The sequence below is a fragment of the Micromonospora sp. C28SCA-DRY-2 genome (assembly GCF_030519475.1).
Classification (GTDB): Bacteria; Actinomycetota; Actinomycetes; order Mycobacteriales; family Micromonosporaceae; genus Micromonospora.
Genome location: NZ_JAUMKD010000007.1, coordinates 265,262 through 289,343, shown reverse-complemented (window position 1 = coordinate 289,343; position 24,082 = coordinate 265,262). Strand labels below are relative to the sequence as shown.

Annotated in this window: 20 protein-coding genes; 8 read left to right on the top strand and 12 right to left on the bottom strand. The window is 72.9% G+C overall.

The annotated features are described in order from the left end of the window. Window positions 1–2: 2 nt before the first annotated feature. The 5 genes from Q3W71_RS25865 to Q3W71_RS25845 form a co-directional block, all read right to left on the bottom strand. Window positions 3–1,217, bottom strand: coding sequence for an ABC transporter ATP-binding protein (locus Q3W71_RS25865; protein WP_302922060.1), 1,215 nt, complete (start codon window positions 1,215–1,217; stop codon window positions 3–5). Further along, window positions 1,217–2,101, bottom strand: coding sequence for a carbohydrate ABC transporter permease (locus Q3W71_RS25860; protein ID WP_302922059.1), 885 nt, complete (start codon window positions 2,099–2,101; stop codon window positions 1,217–1,219). Before Q3W71_RS25860 ends, Q3W71_RS25865 begins: the two co-directional genes overlap by 1 nt. Next, the gene (locus tag Q3W71_RS25855) at window positions 2,098–3,045 is read right to left on the bottom strand and encodes a carbohydrate ABC transporter permease (protein ID WP_302922058.1); all 948 of its coding nucleotides are present in this window, start codon (window positions 3,043–3,045) and stop codon (window positions 2,098–2,100) included. The genes Q3W71_RS25860 and Q3W71_RS25855 overlap by 4 nt, the downstream gene beginning before the upstream one ends. Next, complete coding sequence (locus Q3W71_RS25850) at window positions 3,020–4,417, bottom strand: extracellular solute-binding protein (protein WP_302922057.1); 1,398 nt, start codon at window positions 4,415–4,417, stop codon at window positions 3,020–3,022. Before Q3W71_RS25850 ends, Q3W71_RS25855 begins: the two co-directional genes overlap by 26 nt. Window positions 4,418–4,569: 152 nt before the next feature. After that, entirely contained in the window at window positions 4,570–5,307 is a 738-nt protein-coding gene (locus Q3W71_RS25845) for a GntR family transcriptional regulator (protein WP_302922056.1), read from the bottom strand. A gap of 191 nt (window positions 5,308–5,498) precedes the next feature. Here Q3W71_RS25845 and iolC point away from each other — a divergent pair, with 191 nt between their 5' ends. From iolC to iolD, 4 genes are all read left to right on the top strand, one after another. After that, window positions 5,499–6,518: a 5-dehydro-2-deoxygluconokinase gene (iolC, locus tag Q3W71_RS25840; RefSeq protein ID WP_302922055.1), complete on the top strand. Its 1,020-nt coding sequence runs from the start codon at window positions 5,499–5,501 to the stop codon at window positions 6,516–6,518. Beyond that, on the top strand, window positions 6,515–7,402 hold the full coding sequence (locus tag Q3W71_RS25835; RefSeq protein WP_302922054.1) for an aldolase: 888 nt from the start codon (window positions 6,515–6,517) through the stop codon (window positions 7,400–7,402). Before iolC ends, Q3W71_RS25835 begins: the two co-directional genes overlap by 4 nt. Window positions 7,403–7,478: 76 nt before the next feature. Then, the gene (iolB, locus tag Q3W71_RS25830) at window positions 7,479–8,375 is read left to right on the top strand and encodes a 5-deoxy-glucuronate isomerase (RefSeq protein ID WP_302922053.1); all 897 of its coding nucleotides are present in this window, start codon (window positions 7,479–7,481) and stop codon (window positions 8,373–8,375) included. Next, window positions 8,375–10,219, top strand: a complete 1,845-nt coding sequence (iolD, locus tag Q3W71_RS25825) for a 3D-(3,5/4)-trihydroxycyclohexane-1,2-dione acylhydrolase (decyclizing) (RefSeq protein WP_302922052.1) — start codon at window positions 8,375–8,377, stop codon at window positions 10,217–10,219. Before iolB ends, iolD begins: the two co-directional genes overlap by 1 nt. Window positions 10,220–10,267: 48 nt before the next feature. On the opposite strand, the gene Q3W71_RS25820 is transcribed toward iolD, so the two are convergent. The 5 genes from Q3W71_RS25820 to msrB all read right to left on the bottom strand — a co-directional run bounded on the left by Q3W71_RS25820 (window position 10,268) and on the right by msrB (window position 14,952). Next, window positions 10,268–11,149, bottom strand: coding sequence for a redoxin domain-containing protein (locus Q3W71_RS25820; RefSeq protein WP_302922051.1), 882 nt, complete (start codon window positions 11,147–11,149; stop codon window positions 10,268–10,270). Between the two features lie 93 nt (window positions 11,150–11,242). Then, the gene (locus Q3W71_RS25815; protein ID WP_302922050.1) at window positions 11,243–12,391 is read right to left on the bottom strand and encodes a low temperature requirement protein A; all 1,149 of its coding nucleotides are present in this window, start codon (window positions 12,389–12,391) and stop codon (window positions 11,243–11,245) included. Between the two features lie 232 nt (window positions 12,392–12,623). Further along, window positions 12,624–13,850: an epoxide hydrolase family protein gene (locus tag Q3W71_RS25810; protein WP_302922049.1), complete on the bottom strand. Its 1,227-nt coding sequence runs from the start codon at window positions 13,848–13,850 to the stop codon at window positions 12,624–12,626. A gap of 119 nt (window positions 13,851–13,969) precedes the next feature. Next, window positions 13,970–14,488, bottom strand: a complete 519-nt coding sequence (gene msrA, locus Q3W71_RS25805) for a peptide-methionine (S)-S-oxide reductase MsrA (RefSeq protein ID WP_302922048.1) — start codon at window positions 14,486–14,488, stop codon at window positions 13,970–13,972. Further along, window positions 14,485–14,952 carry a peptide-methionine (R)-S-oxide reductase MsrB gene (gene msrB / locus Q3W71_RS25800; RefSeq protein WP_302922047.1) on the bottom strand — a complete coding sequence of 156 codons (468 nt, stop codon included), beginning with the start codon at window positions 14,950–14,952 and terminating at the stop codon, window positions 14,485–14,487. Before msrB ends, msrA begins: the two co-directional genes overlap by 4 nt. A gap of 286 nt (window positions 14,953–15,238) precedes the next feature. Between msrB and Q3W71_RS25795 the strand changes: the two genes are divergently transcribed. After that, a complete protein-coding gene (locus Q3W71_RS25795; protein WP_302922046.1) occupies window positions 15,239–16,441 on the top strand; it encodes a low temperature requirement protein A in 1,203 nt (400 codons plus the stop codon). 50 nt (window positions 16,442–16,491) lie between these two features. Here Q3W71_RS25795 and katG read toward each other — a convergent pair whose 3' ends face one another. Next, a complete protein-coding gene (gene katG, locus Q3W71_RS25790) occupies window positions 16,492–18,690 on the bottom strand; it encodes a catalase/peroxidase HPI (protein WP_302922045.1) in 2,199 nt (732 codons plus the stop codon). 470 nt (window positions 18,691–19,160) lie between these two features. Continuing rightward, entirely contained in the window at window positions 19,161–19,787 is a 627-nt protein-coding gene (locus Q3W71_RS25785; protein WP_302922044.1) for an ABATE domain-containing protein, read from the bottom strand. 94 nt (window positions 19,788–19,881) lie between these two features. Between Q3W71_RS25785 and Q3W71_RS25780 the strand changes: the two genes are divergently transcribed. From Q3W71_RS25780 to Q3W71_RS25770, 3 genes are all read left to right on the top strand, one after another. Further along, the gene (locus Q3W71_RS25780; RefSeq protein ID WP_302922043.1) at window positions 19,882–20,628 is read left to right on the top strand and encodes a metallophosphoesterase; all 747 of its coding nucleotides are present in this window, start codon (window positions 19,882–19,884) and stop codon (window positions 20,626–20,628) included. Window positions 20,629–20,631: 3 nt separating this feature from the next. After that, window positions 20,632–21,273 (top strand): LysE family translocator, encoded by a 642-nt coding sequence (locus Q3W71_RS25775; protein WP_302922042.1) that lies wholly within the window; start codon window positions 20,632–20,634, stop codon window positions 21,271–21,273. Window positions 21,274–21,574: 301 nt separating this feature from the next. Then, window positions 21,575–24,001 (top strand): M14 family metallopeptidase, encoded by a 2,427-nt coding sequence (locus Q3W71_RS25770; RefSeq protein ID WP_302922041.1) that lies wholly within the window; start codon window positions 21,575–21,577, stop codon window positions 23,999–24,001. Window positions 24,002–24,082 lie beyond the last annotated feature (81 nt).

Sequence of the window (24,082 nt, the reverse complement as noted above, 5' to 3'; positions counted from 1 at the left end):
GCTCAGCCCTGCACCCCGGCTCCGGCGCGCGGCGCCGGCACGCTCGCCGCCTCGGCGACGGTGACCAGGTCGCCGTCGCGGTAGAGCAGCGACCGGCCGGGCCGGGGCACCACCCAGCCGGTGTCGCCCGGTGTTGGTTCGCCCCCCTCGGCGACCACCACCTGCACGCTGGTCCGCCCGCCGGCGTCGCCGGCCGCGCCGCCCGCCCCGGTCGTGCCGGCGTCCCCGGTCGAGCCGGCGTCCCCGGGCGCCTCGGCGGCGTCGTCGCCGGGCACGTCCAGGGAGACCAGCGAGACGCTGCCCAGGTTCTCCACGACCACCACCTGCCCGCTCAGCGCGCCGGGAACCGGGGTGGGGGAGTAGTCGAGGTACTCCGGCCGGACCCCGTAGACCAGCCGCTCGCCGCCGCCGACCTGGCCGCGGGCGTCCTCGGGCAGTGGCAGCCGGGCCCGCCCCACGACCAGTTCGTCGCCGTCCACCCGGGCGTCGACCAGGTTCATCGGGGTGGAGCCGATGAAGCCGGCGACGAAGGTGTTGGCGGGACGGCGGAACACCTCGGTGGGGGTGCCGACCTGGCGGATCCGCCCGCCCTCCATGACCGCGATCCGGTCGGCCAGGGCCAGCGCCTCGGCCTGGTCGTGGGTGACGAAGACGGTGGTCACCCCGAGTTCGCGTTGCAGCCGCTTGAGGAAGGTGCGCGCCTCCAGCCGGAGCCGGGCGTCGAGGTTGGACAGCGGCTCGTCGAGCAGGAACACCTGCGGGTGGCAGGCCATCGCCCGGGCCAGCGCCACCCGTTGCTGCTGGCCGCCGGAGAGCTGCCCGGGACGCCGTTGCAGCAGCGCGGACAGGCCCAGCTCGTCGGCGGTCTCGGCGGCCTTGTCCGCGCGGGCGCGGCGGTCCACCTTCTTGATCCGCAGCGGGTAGGCGATGTTCTCCTGCACTGTCATGTGCGGGAAGAGGGCGTAGTCCTGGAAGACCATTGCCACGTCGCGCTTGCCCGGGGGCAGGTTGGTGACGTTGCGCTCGCCGATGTGCACGCTGCCGCCGGAGGCGACCTCCAGCCCGGCGATGGTGCGCAGCAGCGTGGTCTTGCCGCAGCCGGAGGGGCCGAGCAGGGCGAAGAACTCGCCGTCGGCGATCTCCAGGTCGAGGGCGTCCAGGGCGCGTACCCCGTTGGGGTAGACCTTGGTCAGCTCGCGCATGGTGATGGCGGACATCAGCGCTTGATCCCTCCGTGGAAGCGGAATCCGTACCGGCTGCTGACGAAGACGAACATGAGCGCCACCGGCAGCGAGTAGAGCAGCGAGAAGGTGGAGAGCAGCCGCAGGTCGGCCTGGCCGCCCTCGGTGTAGAGGGTGTACATGATCACCGCGGCGGGGGCCTTCTCCGGGCCGCGCAGCAGCAGGAACGGCACCAGGAAGTTGCCCCACACGTTGGCGACCGCCCACACCCCGACGGTGGCCAGGCCGGGACGGACCACCGGCACCACGATGTGCCGCATGATCTGCAGCGGGCTGGCGCCGAAGACCCGGGCCGACTCCTCGTAGGAGGTCGGCGTCGAGTCCATGAAGTCCTTGAGGATGAAGATGGCCGCGGGCAACAGGCCGCCACTGAGAATCAGGATCACGCCGAGCCGCGAGTCGATCAGGTTGAGCCGGAAGGCCAGCTCGAACAGCGGCACCATGGTCGCGGTGCCGGTGACGATCGACGACAGCAGCAGCAGCCCGTAGAGCAGCGCGTCCCGGCCGGGCACCCGGACCCGGCTCAGCGCGTACGCGGCGAGCGCGGCGAAGACCACCACCAGCGCCGCGGTGCCACCGGCCAGGTAGACCGAGTTGAGCAGCGAGCTGAGCGCGTACGGGTTGTCCAGCAGGGCACGGAAGTTGTCCAGGGTGAACTGCGGCAGCGACGCGGTGACCGTCGGGGTGTCGTCGAACGGGGCGGTGGCCAGCCACAGCAGCGGCAGCGCGAAGAATCCGAGCACGGCGCAGAGGAACGTGTAGCGGCCGATCTGGGCGAGCACGTGCCGTACCGCGACGGTGGGCCCGGTGGGCCCGGGCGGCGCGGTGGTGGGTGCGGACGGCGCGGTGGTGGCGGTCACGCCGGCTCCTTCCGCCGGCCCAGCATGCGCAGGTAGACCAGCGCGATGACCAGGTTGATCAGCAGCATGATGAACGAGATGGCGGCGCCGAAGCCGAGTTCGCCGCCGGAGAGCGCCACCTTGTACACGTAGACCGGCAGGATCTCCGAGCGCTGCTCGGGGCCGCCGGCGGTGATCAGGAACGGCGCGAAGTCGTTGAACGTCCAGAGGCTGATCAGCAGCAGGTTGGTCAGCACGTGCCCGCGGATGCGGGGGAAGACCACGTCGCGCAGCTGCTGCCAGGTCGACGCGCCGGCCAGCCGGGCGGTCTCCAGGTGGGAGCGGGGGACGTTCTCCAGCGCGGCGGCGTAGAGCATCATCGAGAACGCGGTGCCGCGCCAGGTGTTGAAGATGATGATCGACAGCATCGGGTAGTCGAGCAGCCAGGCCATCCCGGGGATGCCGAGCAGCGCGTTGAGCGTGCCGGCGTCCCGGTCGAGCAGAGCGATCCACAGGAAGGCGACCACCGAGCTGGGCAGGATCCAGGAGAGCAGGACGAACCCCTCGACCAGCCGGCGCAGCGGGCCGCGGCGGTCGCGCAGCGCGAAGGCGATGGCGAACCCGAGCCCGGCCTGCCCGATGACCGCCGAGCCGAGGACGAACTGGAGGGTCAGCAGCAGCGAGGTGCGGAACCGCTCGTCGCCCAGCGCCTGGGTGTAGTTGTCCAGGCCGACGATCTCCGGATTGGCGGCGGCCAGGCCGGTCAGCCGGTAGTTGGTGACGCCCAGGTAGATCGTCCACGCGGCCGGCACCACCAGGAAGACCAGGATCAGCACCATGGCGGGGACGAGGAAACCGGTCGCCCGGGCCCGGCCCAGCCCGGCGGCGTCGGGGGCCGGGGAGGCGCCCGTTGCCGGGCGCACTCCCTCGACCACCTCGTCAGGAGGTGACGTTACCTGGACCACCGACGAACCCTTCGACCTTCTTCTGGTACGCGCTGGCCGCCTCGTCCACGCTCTTGCCCGCCGTGACCTCGGCGGTGGCCTCCTGCAGCGCCACCGAGACCTGCGGGTAGACCGCCAGCGGCGGCCGGTACGCGGTGATCGGCAGCACCTTCTCGGCGACGAAGTTGAGCATCGGGTCGGCCGCCAGCACCTCCTTGTTGACGTCGGTGCGGGCGGTGATCCGGGCGGCGCCGGCCAGTTCGGCCTTGACCGCCTCCGCGGAGTGCATGAACGACAGCAGTTCCCACGCCTGCGACGGGAACTTGGAGTTGGGGTTGAGCACCCGAACGCCGCCGCCGGACATGCTGACGAAGTCCTGGCCGCGGATGCCGGCGCCGGGCTGCTTGGCCGGGATCATCGCGTAGCCGACGGTGGTGTCCCGGTCGGCCATCTTGGCGATGCCGTCCTTGGGGTTCACCACGCTGCGCCAGAAGTAGTCGCCCTCGGCCAGGATGCCGATCTTGCCGGCGGCGAACTCGGCGAAGGACTTGTCCCGCCCCTTCGCCTCCTGTTGCAGCTTCGGGTCGCCCAGCCCGCCGCCGTAGACCTTGGCGTAGAAGTCGAGCATGTCCTTGACCGGCTGACTGGCGCCGGCCCACTTGCTGTCCTTGTAGATCTCGCCGCCGGCGCCGACCAGCAGCGGCAGGGCGCCCTGCATCGAGGTGGCCTCGCCCATCGCGGTGCCCGCGTTGATCTGGATCGGGGTCACCCCGGGCAGCGCCTTGAGCTTGGCGCCGGCGTCGAGGATCTCCTGCCAGCTCTTGGGCTGCCAGTCGGCGGGCAGGCCGGCCTGGGCGAAGAGCTTCTTGTTGTAGTAGAGCACCCGGCCGTCGGTGCCGAGCGGAATGCCGTAGCGCTTGTCCTCGAACGAGCCGAGGCCCTGCACCGTGTCCGGGATCTGCGACCAGCCCTCCCAGGAGTCGACCTGGTCGCCGGCCACCTCGGACAGCGGCTTGAGGTAGCCGGCCTGGACGAACTCGCCGACCCAGATGCCGTCCACGGCGATCACGTCGGCGCCGCCCTTGGAGCGCAGGTCCAGGGCCAGCTTGGTCTTGAACTGCTCGTCGTCGACGCCGCTGGGCACGAACGTCACCTTGGCGGTGACGCCCTTGGCCTTCTGTGCCTCGACGAACTTGGGGATGACCCAGTTCTGGATCCACTCCGCACCGGCGGAGTTCTTGCCGCCGGCGATCGCGTTGGCGGAGATGGTGAGGGTGATGTTCTTGGCGTCCTTGCCGGCGGGCTCGTCCGAGCCGCCGCAGGCCGTGGCGGTGAGAGCGACGGCGGTGAGCGCGGCGAGCACGCCTGCTGCGTGTCTCGGCTTGGCTGACATGGGCTGCTTCCCTTCGCAAGGAGAGACTTCGAAGAGACTCGCGGGTCGCCCGCCGGCCGCACGTCCCGCGCCGGCGGTGCTTGCGGCCACAATGTCATGACAGCTTGACGACGTAAATACCTGTCACTGAAATGAGCGCGAAACACGCACCGTCACCGTTCGGCGACGGTCACCTCCAGCGAGTAGCGGCTGGCCCGGTAGATGTGCGCGCCGTGCTCGACGTAGCGGCCCTGGTCGTCGTAGGCGGTGCGGGTCATGGTGAGCAGCGGCGCGCCGCGCCGTTCGCCGAGCATCTGCGCCTCGGCCGCGGTGGCGGCCCGGGCGCCGATCCGCTGGTGGGCGCCGCGGATGCGCCGGCCGCCGCTGCGCAGGATCGCGTACAGGCCGTCGGCCTGCAACGCCTCCATGGTCAGCCGCGGCACGTCGAGCGGGAGCCAGTTCTCCATCACCGCGAGGGGCTCGCCGTCGGAGAACCGCAGCCGGCGCAGGTGCTGCACCTCGCCGCCGGGCGGCAGGCCGAGCGCGCTGGCCACCGCCGGCGGGCAGGGCACGACGGCCAGCTCCAGCACCGAGGTGGACGGCCGCTGGCCGGCCCGGACCAGGTCGTCGTGCAGGCTGGTCAGCTCCACCGCCCGGCGCACCTCGCCGCGCACCACCTGGGTGCCCACGCCGCGCCGGCGGACGATCAGTCCCTTGTCGACCAGGTGCTGGATGGCCTGCCGCACGGTGGGCCGGGACAGGCCCAACCGGTCGGCCAGCTGCAACTCGCTGTCCAGGCGGTCACCCGGGGCCAGGTCGCCACGCTGGATCGCCGCGGCGAACTGCTCGGCGACCTGGAAGTAGAGCGGGACCGGGCTGCTGCGGTCGACCGCGATCTCGGGGCCGGTCACGGAAACCTCCTCGCTGCGGCTACGCGGGATCGGGGCGGGAACGATGGGCGCCACTGTACCGAAGCGGTCACCGAGCGCAGAGCGCGGATGTCATGACAACACATTGACACAACTCGCACGGCACTGTTACCAATCAGGGACGGCAACGAGCCGGCGGGTACGCCGACGCCGGCCGGGACGGAGGGCGCCGCATGCTCGATGTGCTCACCATCGGCCGGGTCGGGGTGGACATCTATCCGTTGCAGATCGCCACGCCGCTGGCCGAGGTCGAGAGGTTCGGCCGGTTCCTCGGCGGCAGCCCCACCAACGTGGCGGTGGCGGCCAGCCGGCAGGGGCTGCGCGCGGGAGTGATCACCCGCACCGGCGCCGACGCGTTCGCCGACTACGTGCACCGGGCGCTGCGCGAGTACGGGGTGGACGACAGCCAGGTCCACCCGGTCGACGGGCTGCCCACTCCGGTCACCTTCTGCGAGATCTTCCCGCCGGACCACTTCCCGCTCTGGTTCTACCGCACGCCCACCGCCCCGGACCTGCAGATCCACGCCGACGAGCTGGACCTGGAGGCGATCGTGGCCGCGCGCGTCTTCTGGCTCACCGGCACCGGGCTGTGCCAGCAACCCAGCCGCGCCGCGCACGGCGCCGCGCTGGACGCCCGGGACGGCCGCCCGCACACCGTGCTGGACCTCGACTACCGGCCGATGTTCTGGCCCGACCCGGCCACCGCCACCGCGGCCGTCGCCGAGGTGCTGCCCCGGGTCACCGTTGCCGTCGGCAACCTCGACGAGGTGGAGGTCGCGGTCGGCACCCGCGACCCGGACCGGGCCGCGGACCTGCTGCTGGCCCGCGGGCCCCGGCTCGCCGTGGTCAAGCTCGGGCCCGCCGGGGTGCTCGCCCGCACCGGGCAGCAGAGCGTACGGGTGCCGCCGGTGCCGGTGGAGGTGGTCAACGGGCTGGGCGCCGGCGACGCCTTCGGCGGGGCGCTCTGCCTCGGGCTGCTGCGTGGCTGGCCGCTGGAGCGGACCCTGCGCTTCGCCAACGCCGCCGGCGCCATCGTCGCCTCCCGCCTGGCCTGTTCCGCCGCCATGCCCGACTACGCCGAGACCGCGGCGCTGGCCGAGACCGCGGCGCTGGCCGAGACCGCGGCGCTGGCCGGGGACGCCGCGCCACCGCCCGCGCCGCCGACCGCCGTCCTGACAGGAGAAGACCGGTGAGCACCGAGTACGCCGCGCTGACCCGCACCCGCGCGCACCGGCCGCAGGCGATCGCCGAAGCCGCCGCCCGCCGTACCCGCCGGCCCTGGCCCGAGCCCGGCCGGCCGCTGTTCGTCATCGCCGCCGACCACCCGGCCCGGGGCGCGCTCGGGGTGCGGGACCGGCCGATGGCCATGGCCGGCCGGGCGGACCTGCTCGACCGGCTGCGCCTGGCGCTGTCCCGGCCCGGTGTCGACGGCGTGCTCGGCACCCCCGACATCCTGGAGGACCTGCTGCTGCTGGGTGCGCTGGAGAACCGGCTGGCGATCGGCTCGATGAACCGCGGCGGCCTCTCCGGCGCCACCTTCGAACTCGACGACCGGTTCACCGCGTACGACGCCGACAGCATCGCCGCGATGCGCTACGACGGCGGCAAGATGCTCTGCCGCATCGACCCGGACGACCCGGGCACCGCCTCCACCCTGCAGGCCTGCGCCCAGGCGGTCACCGCGCTGGCGGCCCACCGCACCGTCGCCCTGGTCGAGCCGCTCTGGGTGGCCCGCGCGAACGGCCGGGTCAGCGCCGACCTGCGCCCCGAGGCGGTCATCAAGGGGGTCAGCGTCGGGCAGGCGCTCGGCGCGACCAGCGCGTACACCTGGTTGAAGCTGCCGGCGATCGACGAGATGGAGGCGGTGATGGCCGCGACCACGCTGCCGGTCCTGCTGCTCGGCGGCGACCCGGTGGAGGCGCCGGACGTGGTGTACGCGCGGTGGCAGCGGGCGCTGCGGCTGCCCGGCGTGCGCGGCCTGGTGGTCGGCCGGGCGCTGCTCTACCCGCCGGACGACGACGTGGCCGCCGCGGTGGACCTGGCCGGCTCGCTGCTGCCCACCGGGCAGGACGCATGAGCCAGCGGCCGCGAGCGGATCATCAGCACAGCGGGCGTGGAGCCTCATGCCCGCCGGCAGCGAAGCGAGGACGGGCATGAGGACCGCCGACGCCCACCTGCCCTGGGGCGGCACCGCCCGCGCGCCCTGGGCCCTGGAGGTGACCCCCGAGTGGGCCGGCTGGCGGTACGCGGGCCTGCGGGTGCTCACCCTGCCCGCCGGCGGCGAACTGACCTTCGCCACCGGGGAGGAGGAGATGCTGGTGGTGCCGCTGGCCGGGGCGGCCAGCGTGCACTGCGACGGGCTGCGGCTCAACCTGACCGGGCGCGAGTCGGTGTTCACCGCGGTCACCGACTTCGCCTACCTGCCCCGGGACGCCACCGCGACGATCCGCGGCGCCGGACGTTTCGCCCTGCCCTCGGCGCGGGCCACCCGCCGGATGTCGCCCCGCTACGGCGCGGCCCGGGACGTGCCGGTGGAGTTGCGCGGTGCCGGGCCGGCCAGCCGGCAGGTCAACAACTTCTGCGCGCCGGACGCCTTCGACTGCGACCGGCTGGTCGCCGTCGAGGTGCTCACCCCCGGTGGCAACTGGTCGTCGTACCCGCCGCACAAGCACGAGGAGGACCGGACCTACGACGACGGGCGGGTGGAGGCGGCGCTGGAGGAGATCTACTACTTCGAGGTGGCCGGCGGCGCGCCCGGCGACGGGCCGGTCGGCTACCAGCGGGTCTACGGCACCGCCGAGCGGCCGATCGACGTGCTGGCCGAGGTGCGCACCGGCGACGTGGTGCTCGTCCCGTACGGCTACCACGGGCCGTCGATGGCCGCGCCCGGCTACCACCTCTACTACCTCAACGTGCTGGCCGGGCCGGGGGCGACCCGGACCATGGCCTGTGTGGACGATCCCCGGCACGGCTGGATCCGGGGCAGCTGGGCCGACCAGCCGGTCGACGAGCGGCTGCCGCTGACCCGGCCCGGAACGAAAGAGGCGTGATGCCCAGGTTGACGGTGGCGCAGGCGGTCGTGACGTTCCTCGCCCGGCAGTTCTCCGAACGCGACGGGCGGCGGCAACGGCTCATCCCGGCCTGCTTCGGCATCTTCGGCCACGGCAACGTCGCCGGCATCGGCGAGGCGCTGGCCGCCGCCGGAGCGGACCTGCCGTACCACCTGTGCCGCACCGAGCAGGGCATGGTGCACACCGCCGCGGCGTACGCCCGGATGACCGACCGGCTGAGCACGCTGGCCTGCACCACCTCGATCGGGCCGGGGGCGACCAACCTGGTCACCGGCGCGGCGGGCGCCACCATCAACCGGCTGCCGGTGCTGCTGCTGCCCGGCGACATCTTCGCCACCCGGGTGGCCAACCCGGTGCTCCAGGAACTGGAGGACCCCCGCTCCTACGACGTCAGCGTCACCGACGCGCTGCGGCCGGTCTCCCGCTACTGGGACCGGATCAACCGGCCGGAGCAGTTGCCGGCGGCGCTGCTGGCCGCGATGCGGGTGCTCACCGACCCGGCGGAGACCGGCGCGGTCACCCTCGCCCTGCCGCAGGACGTGCAGGCCGAGGCGTACGACTGGCCGGACGAGCTGTTCGCCGAGCGGGTCTGGCACGTGCCCCGACCGCTGCCGGACATCGCGGCGCTGGCCCGGGCGGCCGGGATCGTGCGGGCGGCGCGCCGGCCGCTGGTGGTGGCCGGCGGCGGGGTGATCTACAGCGGGGCCACCGAGGCGCTGCGCTGGTTCGCCGACGAGCACGGGGTGCCGGTGGCCGAGACCCAGGCCGGCACCGGCGCCATGCCGCACGACCATCCGCTGGCCCTCGGCGCGGTCGGGGTCACCGGGACGACCGCGGCCAACGAGATCGCGGCCGGCGCGGACGTGGTGATCGGGGTGGGCACCCGGTACAGCGACTTCACCACGGCCTCCGGCACCCTCTTCGGCGACGGGGTGCGCTTCGTCAACCTCAACATCACCGGCTTCGACGCGGCGAAGCTCTCCGGCACGCAGGTGGTCGGCGACGCCCGGGAGAGCCTGGCCGCCCTGGACGCGGCCTGCGCCGGCTGGGAGACCCCGCCGGACTACCGGGAGCAGGTGACCCGGCTGCGCGAGCGGTGGGTGGCCGTGGCGGACGCCGCCCGGCAGGCCGCCCCGGACGCGGCGCCCAGCCAGACCGCGGTGATCGGCGCGGTCAACGACGCCGCCGGCGACCGGGGCGTGGTGGTCTGCGCTGCCGGGTCGATGCCCGGCGACCTGCACCGGCTGTGGCGCAGCGCCGACCCGAAGAGCTACCACGTCGAGTACGGCTACTCCTGCATGGGCTACGAGATCGCCGGTGGGATCGGGGTGAAGCTCGCCGCGCCGGACCGCGAGGTGTTCGTGCTCGTCGGCGACGGGTCCTACCTCATGCTGCCGAGCGAGCTGGCCACCGCTGTCGCCGAGGGCGTCAAGCTGGTCGTGGTGCTGGTCGACAACTCCGGTTTCGCCTCCATCGGGCGGCTGTCCGAGAGCGTCGGCGCGCACCGGCTCGGCACCGCGTACCTCGACCGGTCGGGGGCGCCGCTGCCGGTCGACCTCGGCGCCAACGCGGCCAGCCTCGGCGCGGAGCTGATCCGGGTGTCCACCATGGCGGAGCTGCGCGCCGCGCTGGACACGGCGACGGCGGCGACGCGCACCACGGTGCTGCACGTGACCACCGACCGGTTCGAGGCCGGGCCCGACGCCGGCGCCTGGTGGGACGTCCCGGTCGCCGAGGTCGCCAGCACGGCGGAGGGGCGGGCGGCGCGGGCCACGTACGAGGCGGGGCGCAAGAGCCGGCGCACCCACCTGCGGCCCAGCTGAACCGGTCGCCCCAGCGGGGCGGCTGAACCGGTCGCCGCGGCGGGGCGGCTAGGGGCCGAACGTGAACACGTGCGGGCGGAAGCCGGGTCGGTCGGTGACCAGGGTCAGCAGGTGGTCGTCGCGGGACGCCCCGGCGACGAGGCGGATCATGGCCGCCCGGTCGATGTGGGCCACCGCGTCCGGGCCGACGTCGGCGCCGCGTTCGGTGCCGATCGGCTCCCCGTCGAGCAGTACGCGGACCGGGACCGGCCGGCCGGGTCCGGGGTCGACGACCAGGTTCACCTCGCCGGCGTTGAAGGGCAGCCCGAGTTCGCCGGTCCCGCCGGCGAGTTCGACGTACTCGCCGCTGCGGCGCCAGTCGCCGGCCACCGCGAAGCTGCCCGGCACCGCCCGGTCGGCGCCCAGGTACGTCTCCGGGGTGATGCCGAGGTAGGACGGCTGGCCGGTCCGGGCGAAGGCCGTCGCCTCGGGGCTGACCGGCGGCAGCCGGGTGCCGGGTGCCCGGACCTCGATCAGCCGCCGGATCTCCGACTCCACCCGCTCGTAGCCGCCCTCGCCGACCCACCGGTCCACGAGGAGCCCGTCGGCGTCGAAGAGGTACTTCGCCGGCCAGGCGTCGTTGCGCAGGGCCCGCCAGATCCGGAAGTCGTCGTCCAGCGCGATCGGGTAGGTCAGCTCGTGGTCGCGGATGCCCCGCTCGACGTTCTCGGCGTGCCGGCCGAACTCGAACTCCGGCGCGTGCACCCCGATCACGGTCAGCCCCAGGTCCGCGTAGTCGCGGTGCCACGCCCGCAGGTAGGGCGCGGTGCGGATCCAGTTGACGCAGGTGTACTCCCAGACGTCGACCAGCACCACCCGGCCGCGCAGCGCGTCCGGGGTCTGCGGCGGCGAGTTCACCCACCGCTGGACGGCCAGCGCGGGGAGCAGCATCCGCCGATTGTCCCGCCGGCGGGACCGGTCGTGGGGCGGCCCGTCCGGCTACTCACCCGGACGAGGCTTCGCCGGCGTGGGTGACCCCGGCGGTCAGTCCGGCGGTGACGGCGGCTCGGCCGGATGCCGCCGGGCACGGACCGTGTCGGCCCCGGCGACCCCGACGAGCACCGCGAGGGCGGCGGCGGCGACCAGCAGCGGCGGCGCCAGCAGCAGCGGTGGCGCCAGGACGGCCAGCACCAGGATGCCGGTCAGCAGTGGCCGGGACACCCGGGCGAACACGGTGTACTCGAAGCCGGCCCGCCCGGCCAGGAACAGCGCGGGTCCGCCGAGGATGACGGCGACCCAGGCCGGTTCGGCGGCGTCGAGGGGATGGGCGATGACGAGTTCGTCGCCCACCGCGGTGGCCACGATGCCGGCCAGCATGATCAGGTGGGCGAGCGCCGCCCACCGGGCCAGGCTGTCCGGTCTGCCGGCCGCGGTGATGGCGTCGGGCAGCAGGTTCCCGGCCCGGTAGACGTAGATCCGCCAGAACAGCACGGTGCCGGCGAACGCCACCACGAACGCCACGATCCGGTCGCCCGCGAAGCCGGTGCCGCCCAGGGTCAGCGCGGTGACCAGGATCAGCTCGCCCAGCGCGATGATGAAGAGCTGCCGGTACCGCTCGGCCAGGTGCTCGGCCAGCACGGGGAAGTCCGATTCCGGTGAGCGGCCCAGCCCCGGCGTGGGGAAGCGGAGGATCCCGCCGGTGTAGTCGATGGCGACCGCCAGCGCCCAGAGGGCCGGCCGGGCCGTACCGGCCGCGAGCGCGCCGGCGAACCACGGCACCGCCGACACGCCGAACCAGAACAGCAGCCGCAGGCTCCGGCGCTGCAACTGGTGGCCGCGCAGGGCGAGGACGAAGTAGACCTGCCGACCGACGTGGATGGCCACGTACGCCCCGGCGAAGACCAGACCCCGCGCGCCGAACGCCTCGGGCAGCGCGGCCACCATCAGCAGGCTGCCGAGCATGGTGGCGGTGACCAGGAACTGGATCTCCATGCGCTGCGGGTCGTACAGGTTGGTCGTCCAGGTGGTGATGCTCCAGGTCCACCACATCGCCAACAGCAGCACCAGCGTCTGGAAGGCGCCGCCCCAGCCGAGATCCCGCATCAGCCCCCGGGAGAGCTGCACGAGGGTGGCGACGAACACCAGGTCGAAGAAGAGCTCCAGGAAGATCGCCCGCCGCGGCCCGCCGGGCATCCGCAGCAGCCTGCCCCCGCCCGTCGTCACCGGCCCGCCCGTCCTGCCGGCTCGATCCCACCCGCGACACCCGGTGGCGACGCGGCCGGGATCCGCGCCGCGTACCGCGGGCAGGACGGCGAGCCGGAGCACCCGGCGAGGCGGCGGTGGTCACGCCTGCGCCCGGTGCTCCGGCTCGCCGAGGAGTCGGTGCCGGTTCGTCGGAACAAGGACCCGTGGTCGGCGCGTCGGCTCAGCGCAGCGACCGGAAGGCGCCGCGCAACTCCTGCGACAGCAGTTGCGGCTGTTCCCAGGCCGCGAAGTGACCGCCCCGGTCGAGCTTGTTGTAGTGGATCAGGTTCGGATAGGCCCGCTCAGCCCAACTGCGCGGCGTCTCGTAGAGCTCGTCGGGGAAGACGCTCACGGCGGCGGGCACGGTGACGCCCTTGGCGGCGAAGAAGGAGTACGCGTTCTCCCAGTAGATCCGGGCCGAGGAGACCCCGGTGTTCGTCAACCAGAACAGGGTGATGTTGTCGAGGACGTCGTCCCGCGACAGGCCCACCTGCTCTCCGGCGAAGGACCGGCAGATCAGGTCCAGGCTGGCCGCGTCGTGGTCGAGCATGTAGCTGGCGAGCGCGACGGGGGAGTCGGCCAGCCCGGTCAGCGTCTCCGGGCGCGTACCCATCATCAGGGCGTAGGCGGAGTGCTTCCAGAAGAAGTCCAACTGCTCGCAGGTACGCTTCTCCTCGTCGGAGAGACCGGCGGGCAGCTTGCCGAGCGCGTTGTTCGCGCCGGTGATGTCGGACTGGAACAGCGCGTCGATGTCGGGCGGAATCGCGCCGGGCATGTTGGTGTGGATGCCGATCAGCCCGGGCGGCTTCTGCAACGCCAGCAGGTCGGTGATCAGGGCTCCCCAGTCGCCGCCCTGCGCCACGTAGCGGGTGTAGCCGAGGCGGTCCATCAGTTGCGCCCAGGCGCGCGCGACCCGGTCCGGGCCCCAGCCGGGCGCGGTCGGCTTGCCGGAGAACCCGAAACCGGGCAGCGACGGGATCACCAGGTGGAAGGCGTCCGACGCGTCCCCGCCGTGCGCCGTGGGATCGGTGAGCGGGCCGACGATCTTCAGCTGCTCGATCACCGAACCGGGCCAGCCGTGCGTGACGATCAGCGGCAGCGCGTCGTCGTGCCGGGAACGGACGTGGACGAAGTGGATGTCGAGCCCGTCGATCTCGGTGACGAAGTTCGGCAGGCTGTTCAGCCGCGCCTCGACCCGGCGCCAGTCGTACTCCTTCTCCCAGTAGCGCGCCAGCGCCTGGATCGTCTCGAGCGGCACACCCTGCGACTGGTCGCCGACGGTCTCCCGCTCCGGCCAGCGGGTGGCCGCGATGCGCTGCCGCAGCGCCGTCAGTTCCGCCTCGGGGATCTCTACCGTGAACGGCCGGATCCCGGCAACGTCCACCCGCGCTTCGGTCTTGACCGCCATGGGTGGCCACCCTTCCGTGAGTCGAGGTGCTGGAGTCGAGCCCCGGATACCACCTGGCGTGCCGTCTACACCTGGCCGGCCCGCGGGCGGCCGCGCCCGGCGATCGGCCCCGGTCGGTGTCAGCCGGCGTTCTCCCCGCGTCGGGGCAGCTTCCAGTCCGGCCGGACGTAGTGGCAGGTGTAGCCGCCGGGGTTGCGCTCCAGGTAGTCCTGGTGCTCCGGCTCGGCCTCCCAGAACGGCCCGGCCGGGCTGACCTCGGTGACCACCTTGCCCGGCCACAGGCCCGAGGCGTCGACGTCGGCGATGGTGTCCTCCGCGACCTGCCGCTGCTGCTCGTCGGTGTAGAAGATGGCCGACCGGTAGCTCAGGCCCACGTCGTTGCCCTGGCGGTTCTTCGTGGTCGGGTCGTGGACCTGGAAGAAGAACTCCAGCAGGTCACGGTAGGAGAGTCGCTGCGGGTCGTAGACGATCTCGATCGCCTCGGCGTGGGTCCCGTGGTTCCGGTACGTCGCGTTCGGCACGTCCCCGCCGGTGTATCCGACCCTGGTGTCCAGCACGCCGGGGCGTTTGCGGATGAGGTCCTGCATGCCCCAGAAGCAGCCGCCGGCCAGAATCGCCTTCTCCGTCTTCTCCGTCATCGCTTCCGCTCCCCGTCCGGGTGCTCGAACAACGTGCGGTATTCGCCGTAGCCTTCGCGCTCGAGGTCGTCGCGCCCGACGAACCGGAGCGCCGCAGAGTTCATGCAGTACCGCATCCCACCGGTCTCCACCGGACCGTCGTCGAACACGTGCCCGAGGTGACTGTCCCCGCGCGCCGACCGGACCTCGATGCGGAACATGCCGAGGCTCGAATCCTGCACCTCGACCACGTTCCGCCGGTCGATCGGCTTGCTGAAGGTGGGCCAGCCGGTGCCGCTGTCGTACTTGTCGACGGACGCGAACAGGGGCTCACCGGACACCACGTCGACGTAGATGCCCGGTTCCTTGTTGTCCCAGTACGCGTTGGCGAAGGGCGGCTCCGTGCCGGCTTCCTGGGTGACGCGGTACTGCTCCGGCGACAGCCGGGAGATCGCCTCAGCGCTCTTGCGGTACTCGTGTGACACCGTCGTTCCTCTCGGATCGGTCCTCGGCAGGAGGGGCCGGGTCAACGGGCCGGCAGCGCGCCCCGGACGCGTACCCCGCCCGCGGACGACTAACCGCGGTCGCGGCTGGGGGCCGGTGGGCACGGGGGGCGAAGTCCGGAATCGCCGTTCTCGGGACGGCTCGTCGCGGCCGCACCGATAATCCTCGCGGGCCCGGCGACCGGCAGGCCGTACGCCCGGCGGCGCGGGGGCGCCCCACGGCGCGGCTTCGCCCACGACCGGGTGCGACGGCGGCGGGGAGGCCGGCATGACGACCGGGGGCAGCACCGAGTTGGTCCGCCGGCCGAACGCCTCGAACCGGGCCACCCTGCTGGAACTGCTCTTCGACGTCGTCTTCGTGGCCGCCCTCGCGCTGGTCTCGATGCTGATCGCCGAGCGGGACTCGTGGGCCGGCGTCGGGCCGGTCGTGCTCATGTTGATGGCGATCTGGTGGACCTGGTCGATCACCTCGACCACCACCGACTTCTACGACCCGGAACAGCGGCCGATCCAGGCCATCCTCATGGTCACCGCGCTCGGTGCCGTGGTGACGGCGGCGGCGCTCGCCTCCGCCGCGCACGCGCTGGTCTTCGCCGTCGGATACGTGACCCCCCACCTGGTACGGGGCCTGGTGCTGGTCGGGGTGCTGCACCAGCACCAGCGCCGGCACCGGCACCGGCACCAGGCCAAGGGACGGGCGGCGCGCTTCCTCTTCTGGTTCCTGGTCTCCGGCGTCTTCTGGATCGCCGGGGCGCTGCTGCCCGGCGCGCCGTGGTGGCAGCTGTGGACCGTCGCGGTGGCGATCGACTACGTCTCGGCGGCGGCGCGCTACCCCACCCCCTGGCTCGGCCGGGTACCGCTCGGGCAGTACGAGATGACCACCGCGCACCTGGGTGAGCGGTACCAGCAGTTCGTCATCCTGGCGCTCGGCGACATCATCCTGGCGCCGACCCTGAAGATCAGCAGCGCGGAGTTCACCCACGCCCGACTGGCCGCGTTCCTCTGCGCCTTCCTCACCATGCTGCTGCTCTGGCAGGTCTACGTCCTGGGGGCCGGTGCCATCCTGCGGACGCTCTCCGCCCACCTGCTGCGGCGGGCGACCCGGCTGGCGCCGTACACCCATTTGGTGATGTTGGCGGGCGTCGTCTGCACCGCCGCGGGGTTCGACCTGGTCGTCGACCGGCCCACCGGCGACACACCGGCGCGCTGGATCGCCCTGATCGTCGGCGGTCCCGCGCTGTTCCTGGTCGGGCGCACCCTGTTCACCTTCCGGATCATCGGGGTGGTGCCCTGGCACCGGGTGTTCTGGCTGGTGGTGCTCGCTGCCGCGGCACCGTGGGTGGGCGGCTGGCCGCCGGTGCTCGTCACCAGCCTCGTCGTGCTGGTCCTGGCCGCGGTGGTGGTCGGCGACGTGCTGGGCGAGCGGCCGGCACGACCGGCACGGCCGGCGTTGCGCGGGCGGCCCGGCTGAGCCCGGCGGGACGGACGGGCCCCGGTCACGCCGACCGGGGCCCGTACGGATCAGGCGAGGTCGAACCGGTCCAGGTTCATGACCTTGACCCACGCCGCGACGAAGTCCCGGACGAACCGCTCCTGCCCGTCCGCGCTGGCGTAGACCTCGGCGATGCCGCGGAGCTGGGAGTTCGCGCCGAAGACCAGGTCGACGGCGGTGGCCGTCCACCGGAGTTCGCCGGTGGCGCGGTCCCGGCCCTCGTAGACGTTCTCGGTGTCGGTGGCGGCCTTCCACTCCGTGCCGATGTCGAGCAGGTTGCGGAAGAAGTCGGTCGTCAACGACTCGGGCCGGTCGGTGAGGACGCCGTGCCGGGTCCGCCCCACGTTGGCGTTCAGCGCCCGCATGCCGCCGACCAGCACGGTCATCTCGGGAGCGGTCAGCGTCAACAGGTTGGCCCGGTCCAGCAGCAGGGTCTCCGGCGACAGCTTCTGGCCGGCGCGCAGGTAGTTGCGGAACCCGTCAGCCCTCAGTTCCAGCACGGCGAACGATTCGACGTCGGTCTGCTCCTGCGCGGCGTCGGTGCGTCCGGGCGAGAACGGCACCGTCACCTCGTGCCCGGCGTTCCGCGCGGCCTGCTCGACGGCCGCGCATCCGGCCAGGACGATCAGGTCGGCGAGCGAGACCTTCTTCCCGCCGGACTGCGCGCTGTTGAAGTCCTGCTGGATCCGCTCCAGGACCGGCAGCACCGTGGCGAGTTCGGCCGGCTCGTTGACCTCCCAGTTCCGCTGCGGCTCCAGGCGGATCCGGGCTCCGTTCGCGCCGCCCCGCATGTCGGTGCCACGGAAGCTCGCCGCCGACGCCCAGGCGGTCCGGACGAGCTGGGGGATGGACAGTCCGGAGGCGAGGACCGTGTTCTTGAGGGTGGCGACGTCCTCGGCCCCGATCAGCTCGTGGTCGACCGCCGGGACCGGGTCCTGCCACAGCTGCGGCTCCGGCACCCACGGGCCGAGGTAGCGCGAGGCCGGTCCCATGTCGCGGTGCAGCAGCTTGTACCAGGCCCGGGCGAACGCGTCGGCGAACTGGTCCGGGTTCTCCAGGAAGCGCCGCGAGATGGGTTCGTAGGTCGGGTCGACGCGCAGCGCGATGTCGGTCGTCGCCATCATCGGGGCGTACCGGACGGAGGGGTCGTGGGCCCCGGGTACGGCGTCCGACCCGGCGCCACCCTTCGGCCGCCACTGCTTCGCGCCGGCCGGGCTCTCGCAGACCTCCCACTCGAAGCCGAAGAGCGTCTCGAAGAAGCTGTTGTCCCAGGTGATCGGGGTGGGCGTCCAGGCGCCTTCGAGGCCGCTGGTGATCGTGTCGGCGCCCTTGCCGCTGCCGTAGCTGTTCTTCCAGCCCAGGCCCTGCGCCTCGAGCGGGGCGGCCTCGGGCTCCGGCCCGACGTACTCGTCGGCGCGGGCGGCGCCGTGGGTCTTGCCGAACGTGTGGCCACCGGCGATGAGCGCCACTGTCTCCTCGTCGTTCATCGCCATCCGTCGGAAGGTCTCCCGGATGTCCCGGGCGGCGGCGAGGGGATCCGGGGTGCCGTTGGGGCCCTCCGGGTTCACGTAGATCAGCCCCATCTGGACGGCGCCCAGCGGGGCGGCAAGTTCCCGGTCGCCGCTGTAGCGCTCGTCGCCGAGCCAGGTGTCCTCGGGCCCCCAGAAGACCTCCTCGGGCTCCCAGACGTCCTCCCGCCCGAAGCCGAAGCCGAACGTCCTGAACCCCATCGACTCCAGCGCGCAGTTGCCGGCGAAGACCAGAAGGTCGGCCCAGGAGATCTTCTGACCGTACTTCTGCTTGACCGGCCAGAGCAGCCGGCGCGCCTTGTCGAGGTTCGCGTTGTCCGGCCAGCTGTTGAGCGGGGCGAACCGCTGGGCGCCGTCGCCGCCACCACCGCGGCCGTCCTCGATCCGGTACGTGCCGGCGGAGTGCCAGCTCATCCGGATGAACAGCGGCCCGTAGTGGCCGTAGTCCGCCGGCCACCAGTCCTGCGAGGTCGTCATCACCTCGAAGACGTCCCGCTTGAGCGCCTCGACGTCGAGGCTCTTGAACTCCTGCCGGTAGCTGAACGACTCGCCCAGCGGGTTGGCCCGGGGTGAGTGCTGATGGAGTACCTGCAGGTTCAGCTGGTTCGGCCACCAGTCCTGGTTCGACCTCGGCCGACTCGGCTTCGGCGTCGGGGAGGGGATTGCCGGGTTCTCGCTCTCGCTGCCGTGCTCAGGCACGTCGGTCCTTCTCCTGTCGGTCTCGTTCGGTCAACTGGTTGCTGGCGCCGCGACACGTGACGTACCAGCCCCGCGCCGGTCAGCGCGGGGCACGTGGTACCTGGCCTGATAGGACACTCGGGAAGCTCCCGACGCGGCACCGACGATGGAGCCGGTGCCGGCGTGCGGATGTGCGTGCACCGCGGACAGCGCGGCCAGCCGCGGACGGGTCACGCGGAGCGCGGCCCCGCGCGGCACGCGCTCGACGTCCGAGGTGGCCACGGTGCGCAGTATGCCCGACTTTTTTCTTGACTGCATCAAGAAGCGGCATGGCGCGCGCGACGAGCCGGCGCTCCGGAAACGAGAACCTCCGGGCACCGCACGCCTGCCCGGAGATCGTCGCCCTACCGGTCAGACCCGGCCGCGCGCGGCGCGGCGCAGCCGGCTGATCCCGAGCAGGAGGCCGCCGGTACGGTGCGCGGAGTAGGCGGTCAGTCAGCGTCGGCCGGCCGCCCGGCTCCGGCCTGCTGGCGCTGGTAGTGGCGGGCGACCCGGGCGCGGTTGCCGCAGGACGGCTTGCACCACTGCTGGCGGGCGTGCTCCCGGACGAAGTACCGCACGCACCGCGGCGCCGGGCAGGCGCGCAGCTGCTCCCGTTCGGGGCCGGCCAGGAAGTCGACGGCGGCGCGGGCCAGCGCCGCGGTGAGCCGTAGCCGTGGCTCGGCCGGACCGGCGTGTCGGGTGAGGATCGGCGCCCCGTCGGCGGGCCAGTGCAGCCGGGGGCTGGTGGGCAGCCGGCCGGCGACGTCGTTGAGGTGGCGCACCGCCTCGTCCGGTGTCAGCAGCGACGCGTGGTCGGCCCGGCTGGGCGGTGCCGGCGCCACCGCGCGGGCGAGCAGCGTGCGGACGGCCCGGCGCAGCGCGACCACGTCGAGCCGGGTCCGCTCGTCGGGCAGGTCGGCCGGGGGCGCCAGGTCGTGGTCGTAGCCGCGCAGCGGTTCGGCGTGGTCGCGCAGCCACCGGGCGAGCCCGCCGGTGTCGGCGAGATCGTCGGTCACGCCGCCGTTGCCGTCGTGCCGGATGGTGCCGGCCAGGGCGAGCGTGAGCTGGACGGACATCGTGCCTCCGGGGTCGCGGGCGTGTTGTGGATCTCCGGGGGGCCAGTGTAGCGTCCCTAACGGCAAAAGCAGCGTAACCCGTTAGGGAGCCCTCGTGCTGACCATCGCGCACCTCAGCGACACCCACCTCGACGACCATCCGCGCTCGGCGGAGCGGACCGCCCGGGTCATGGACCACCTGCACAACCTGGCCCGGCCGGTGGACGCCATCCTGATCACCGGGGACATCGCCGACCACGGGCAGGTGTCCGAGTACGAGTTGGCCGCGAAGCTCTTCGCCTCGCCGCACCCGGTGCTGGTCTGCCCGGGAAACCACGACGTGCGCGACGCCTACCGCAAGGGGCTGCTGGGCGAAACCGGCGGCGGCGACGGGCCGATCAACAGCCGGCACGACGTCGGCGGCGCCACCTTCCTGCTCGCCGACTCCAGCATCCCCGGCCGCGACGACGGTCACCTGGACGAGGAGACCATGGGCTGGCTGCGGGAGCAGCTCGCCTCGGTGGCGGCCGACGTCCCGGTCTTCATCGCCTTCCACCACCCGCCGGTCGCGCTGCACCACCCGGTCATCGACGACATGCGGCTGCTGCCCACGGACCCGCTCGCCGAGCTGGTGGCCGCCCACCCGCAGATCGTCGCCGTGCTGACCGGGCACTTCCACACGGCCGCGGCGAGCACCTTCGCCGGCCGCCCGCTGCGGATCGCGCCCGGCGTCGTCTCGACCCTACGGATGCCGTGGGAGGGCGAGGGGACGCTGACCGACCAGCGGCAACCGCCGGGCATCGCCTTCCACGTGTACGACGACACCGGCCTGCTGACCACCCACTACCGGGTGGTGGTCTGACCGGTGACCGGGGCCGGCATGCTGGGCTTCGCGCTCGCCGTCGCGCCGATCACGCTCACCCCCGGCACCAGCTTCGCGCTGGTCGTCTCCCGGGTGGGCGCCGGCGGCCGGCGCCAGGGCTGGTGGGTGATCCTCGGTACGGTGACCGGGATCTACCTGCACGCGGCGCTGGCCGCGGCCGGTCTGGCGGCGCTGGTGCTGCGCTCGTCGCAGGCGTTCTGGATCGTCAAGCTGGCCGGCGCCGGCTATCTCGTCGGGCTCGGTGTCTGGCTGCTGGTCTCCGCCGCCCGCCGGCGGCCCGCCGCACCCGGCCGGCCGTCCGCCCGGGCCGGGTGGCGCCGGCTCGCCGGCCGGGCTCGGCACCCGTACCCGCAGGGGCTGCTCGGGAACGTGCTGAACCCCAAGGCGGCGGCCGTCTACCTGACGCTGGCCCCGCAGTTCCTCGACCCGTCCGGGCCGGTGCTGGCGCCGATGCTGCTGCTGGCCACCGCGCACGCCGTGCTGCACACCGGGTGGCTGGCCGGCTGGACGGCGGTCACCGGGGCGGCCGCCCGGCTGCTGCGGACCGAGCGGGTGCGCCGGGCGCTGGACCGGGTCACCGGCGTCGTCCTCGTCGGGCTGGGCGTACGGTCCGCGCTGAACTGACCGGCACCCGGAGCCGGACCTTACCCGGAGGATTGACAGACCACTTTGTCGACACTGAGGATTGGCTCAGTCCACCGACCGCAACCGGAACATCCTCCCGTCCACCACTCGACGGCGCTTCCGCAACTCGGCGATGCGGGCAGCGTCGGTCCGCCGCAACCGGACACCATCACCTTCCTTCCACCGGGTCGTGACGCCGCCAGCGCGGCGCGCGACCGACGGGGCGGAGCCGCGTACCCCGGGCGGGGCCCCTCGGCCAGCTCATTCGGTCACCCATGCCGAGCAACAGAAGGGTCGACAGATGCGTGATCCCCTAGGTCCCCGGTGGCGACGCCGCCTTCCGCTCCCCGCCGCGCTGGCCGGGGCCATGGCCGTGGTGCTGCTGGTCAGCCCGGCCTCGGCCACCGCACCGCCGGCCGCACCCTCGGTCGACCTGGTCCGGGTCGGCGACGAGGAGGCGAACGTCGTCGAGGTGCTGCTCGACGGCACCGCCCAGTTGGACGCCCTGGTCGCGACCGGCGTCGACCTCGACCACCACGTCAGCCGGACCGAGGACGGCGTGGTCGCGCACGCGGTCATCACGGCCAGCGAGGGCGCGGCGCTGACCGCCGCCGGGTTCCGGCTCGGCAAGGTGCTGCACCGGCCCGCCGACGCCCAGGCCCGGGTGGCCGAGCGCGCGGCGACGATCGCCGAGCACGTGGCCGACAACCGGCAGTTCGCCGCCGCGGCGGCCGACCCGACCGCGCCGGACGTCTCCGACGTCAAGATCATCCGGGCCGACTACTACACCTCCGGCACCGACCAGATCCTGTCCGTGGAGGCGAAGTGGGCGCAGGGCCAGACGGTCGCCACCCCGCTCACCGTCGAGCGGGACAGCGGCCCGGGCACCGCTTTCGGCTCCGGTGGTACGCAGACCATCTCCCGCTTCGTCGACGCCGGCGTCTACCTGTACCACCGGGGCGCCGCCACCGTGACCACCCGTCCGGACCGCGTCCGGATCACCAGCCCGACCGGTGACGTCGCCATCGCCACCGTCCGGGAGTGGTTGCCGACCCCGGGCGACGGCCCGGAGGGGCCCGGCTACCAGAAGGACTTCGTCACCAGCTACCTGACCCCCACGGAGCTGTACGCGCGGATCCACCAGCTGGCCGCCGAGTTCCCGGACCTGGCGGAGATCGTGGAGCTGCCGTACAAGACCAACGGCTACCGGCGGCACGCGCAGGCCGTGCTCGGCACCGCCACCGCCAGCCGGGTCGCGGTGGACTCGCTGGCCTGGGGCCACGAGGGCGGCAACGACGTCTCGGTGGAGCTCGCCGACCCGGGCGCGCCGAACACGCCGCTGTCGGTGAGTGTCGCCGGCTCGGCGGTCCGGGTGACCCTGGGCACCGACTCCGCCGGCACGGTCACCAGCACCGCCGCCCAGGTGGTGGCCGCGCTCAACGCCAACGCCGGGTCGCTGCTGCGGGCGTACACCTATCGGGGCAGCCCGGGCACCGGCGTGGTCGCGCCGGCCGCGCGGACCCCGCTCACCGACGGGCTGAGCGCGCCGGCCAGCGTCTCCCGCGAGCCGCACCCGGTGTACGCGATCCGGATCGGCAAGCACCGCGACGGTTCCAAGCTCGGCGTGCTGGCCTACGCCCAGGAGCACGCCCGGGAGTGGGTGCCGCCGCTGGTCACCATCGAAACCGCCGAGCGGCTGCTGCGCAACTACGGCCACGACGGGCAGACCAAGCAGCTGCTGAACAACCTCGACATCTGGATCGCGCCGTCGGTCAACCCGGACGGTGGGCACTACTCGTTCTACGACTTCAACTCGCAGCGCAAGAACATGACCAACCACTGCCCGCTGACCGGCTCGGCCGACTTCCTGGCCCGCAACTCGTGGGGTGTGGACAACAACCGCAACTACACCGAGTACAGCCTCTTCGACGGCTACTCCGGCGCGTCGTCGAGCTGCACCAGCGGCACCTACGCCGGCCCGAGCGAGCTGTCCGAGCCGGAGAACCGGAACCTGGACTGGCTGGCGGCCCGCCCGAACATCCGGTTCTCGATGAACCTGCACTCCTCGGGCAACTACTTCATGTGGTCGCCCGGCGCGTACGCGCTGCCGGACCGGGTCTCGGCGCCGCGGCCGACGCTCGCCGAGGAGTCGGCGTTCTGGGGTGCCTCGTCGCGGATCCTCAGCGCAATCAAGCGGCACCGGAACATGGCGGTCACCCCGGCGCGCACCGGCCCGATCTCCGACGTGCTCTACTCGGCGGCCGGCAACTCCGGCGACATGCTCTGGTACAAGTACGGCATCTACGCGTGGAACTTCGAGGTCGGCACCTCCTTCCAGCCGGAGTGGGAGGAGGCGCACGCCGAGACGATGGAGTTCGCCAACGGGCTGGTCGAGCTGATGCGGGTGGCCCGTGACTTCGCCAAGGACAAGCAACGGCCGGCGAGCACGCTGAAGGTCGCGCCCAGCTCCACGCCGGGCATGGTGAACGTGTCCTTCGAGACCAGCGAACCGGCGGCGGTCTTCTACACCCTGGACCGGGCCGCCCCGACGTACGACTCGACGCTGTACGGCTCCGCCGGCATCCGCGAGGGCGGGGAGACGCTGACCGTCCCGGCCGGCACCCGGGTGCACTGGTTCTCCGTCGACTCGGCGGGCAACGTGGAGAACAACTACCGCCCGGACGGCAACGGGAAGAACTACCGCAAGGGCACAGCGGTCCTGCCCTAGGGCGGACAGTCGAACATCGCGCACAGGGGGTGTGCGGGGGTTGCCGACCCCGCACACCCCCGCCGCGTCGGCTCGACCGGG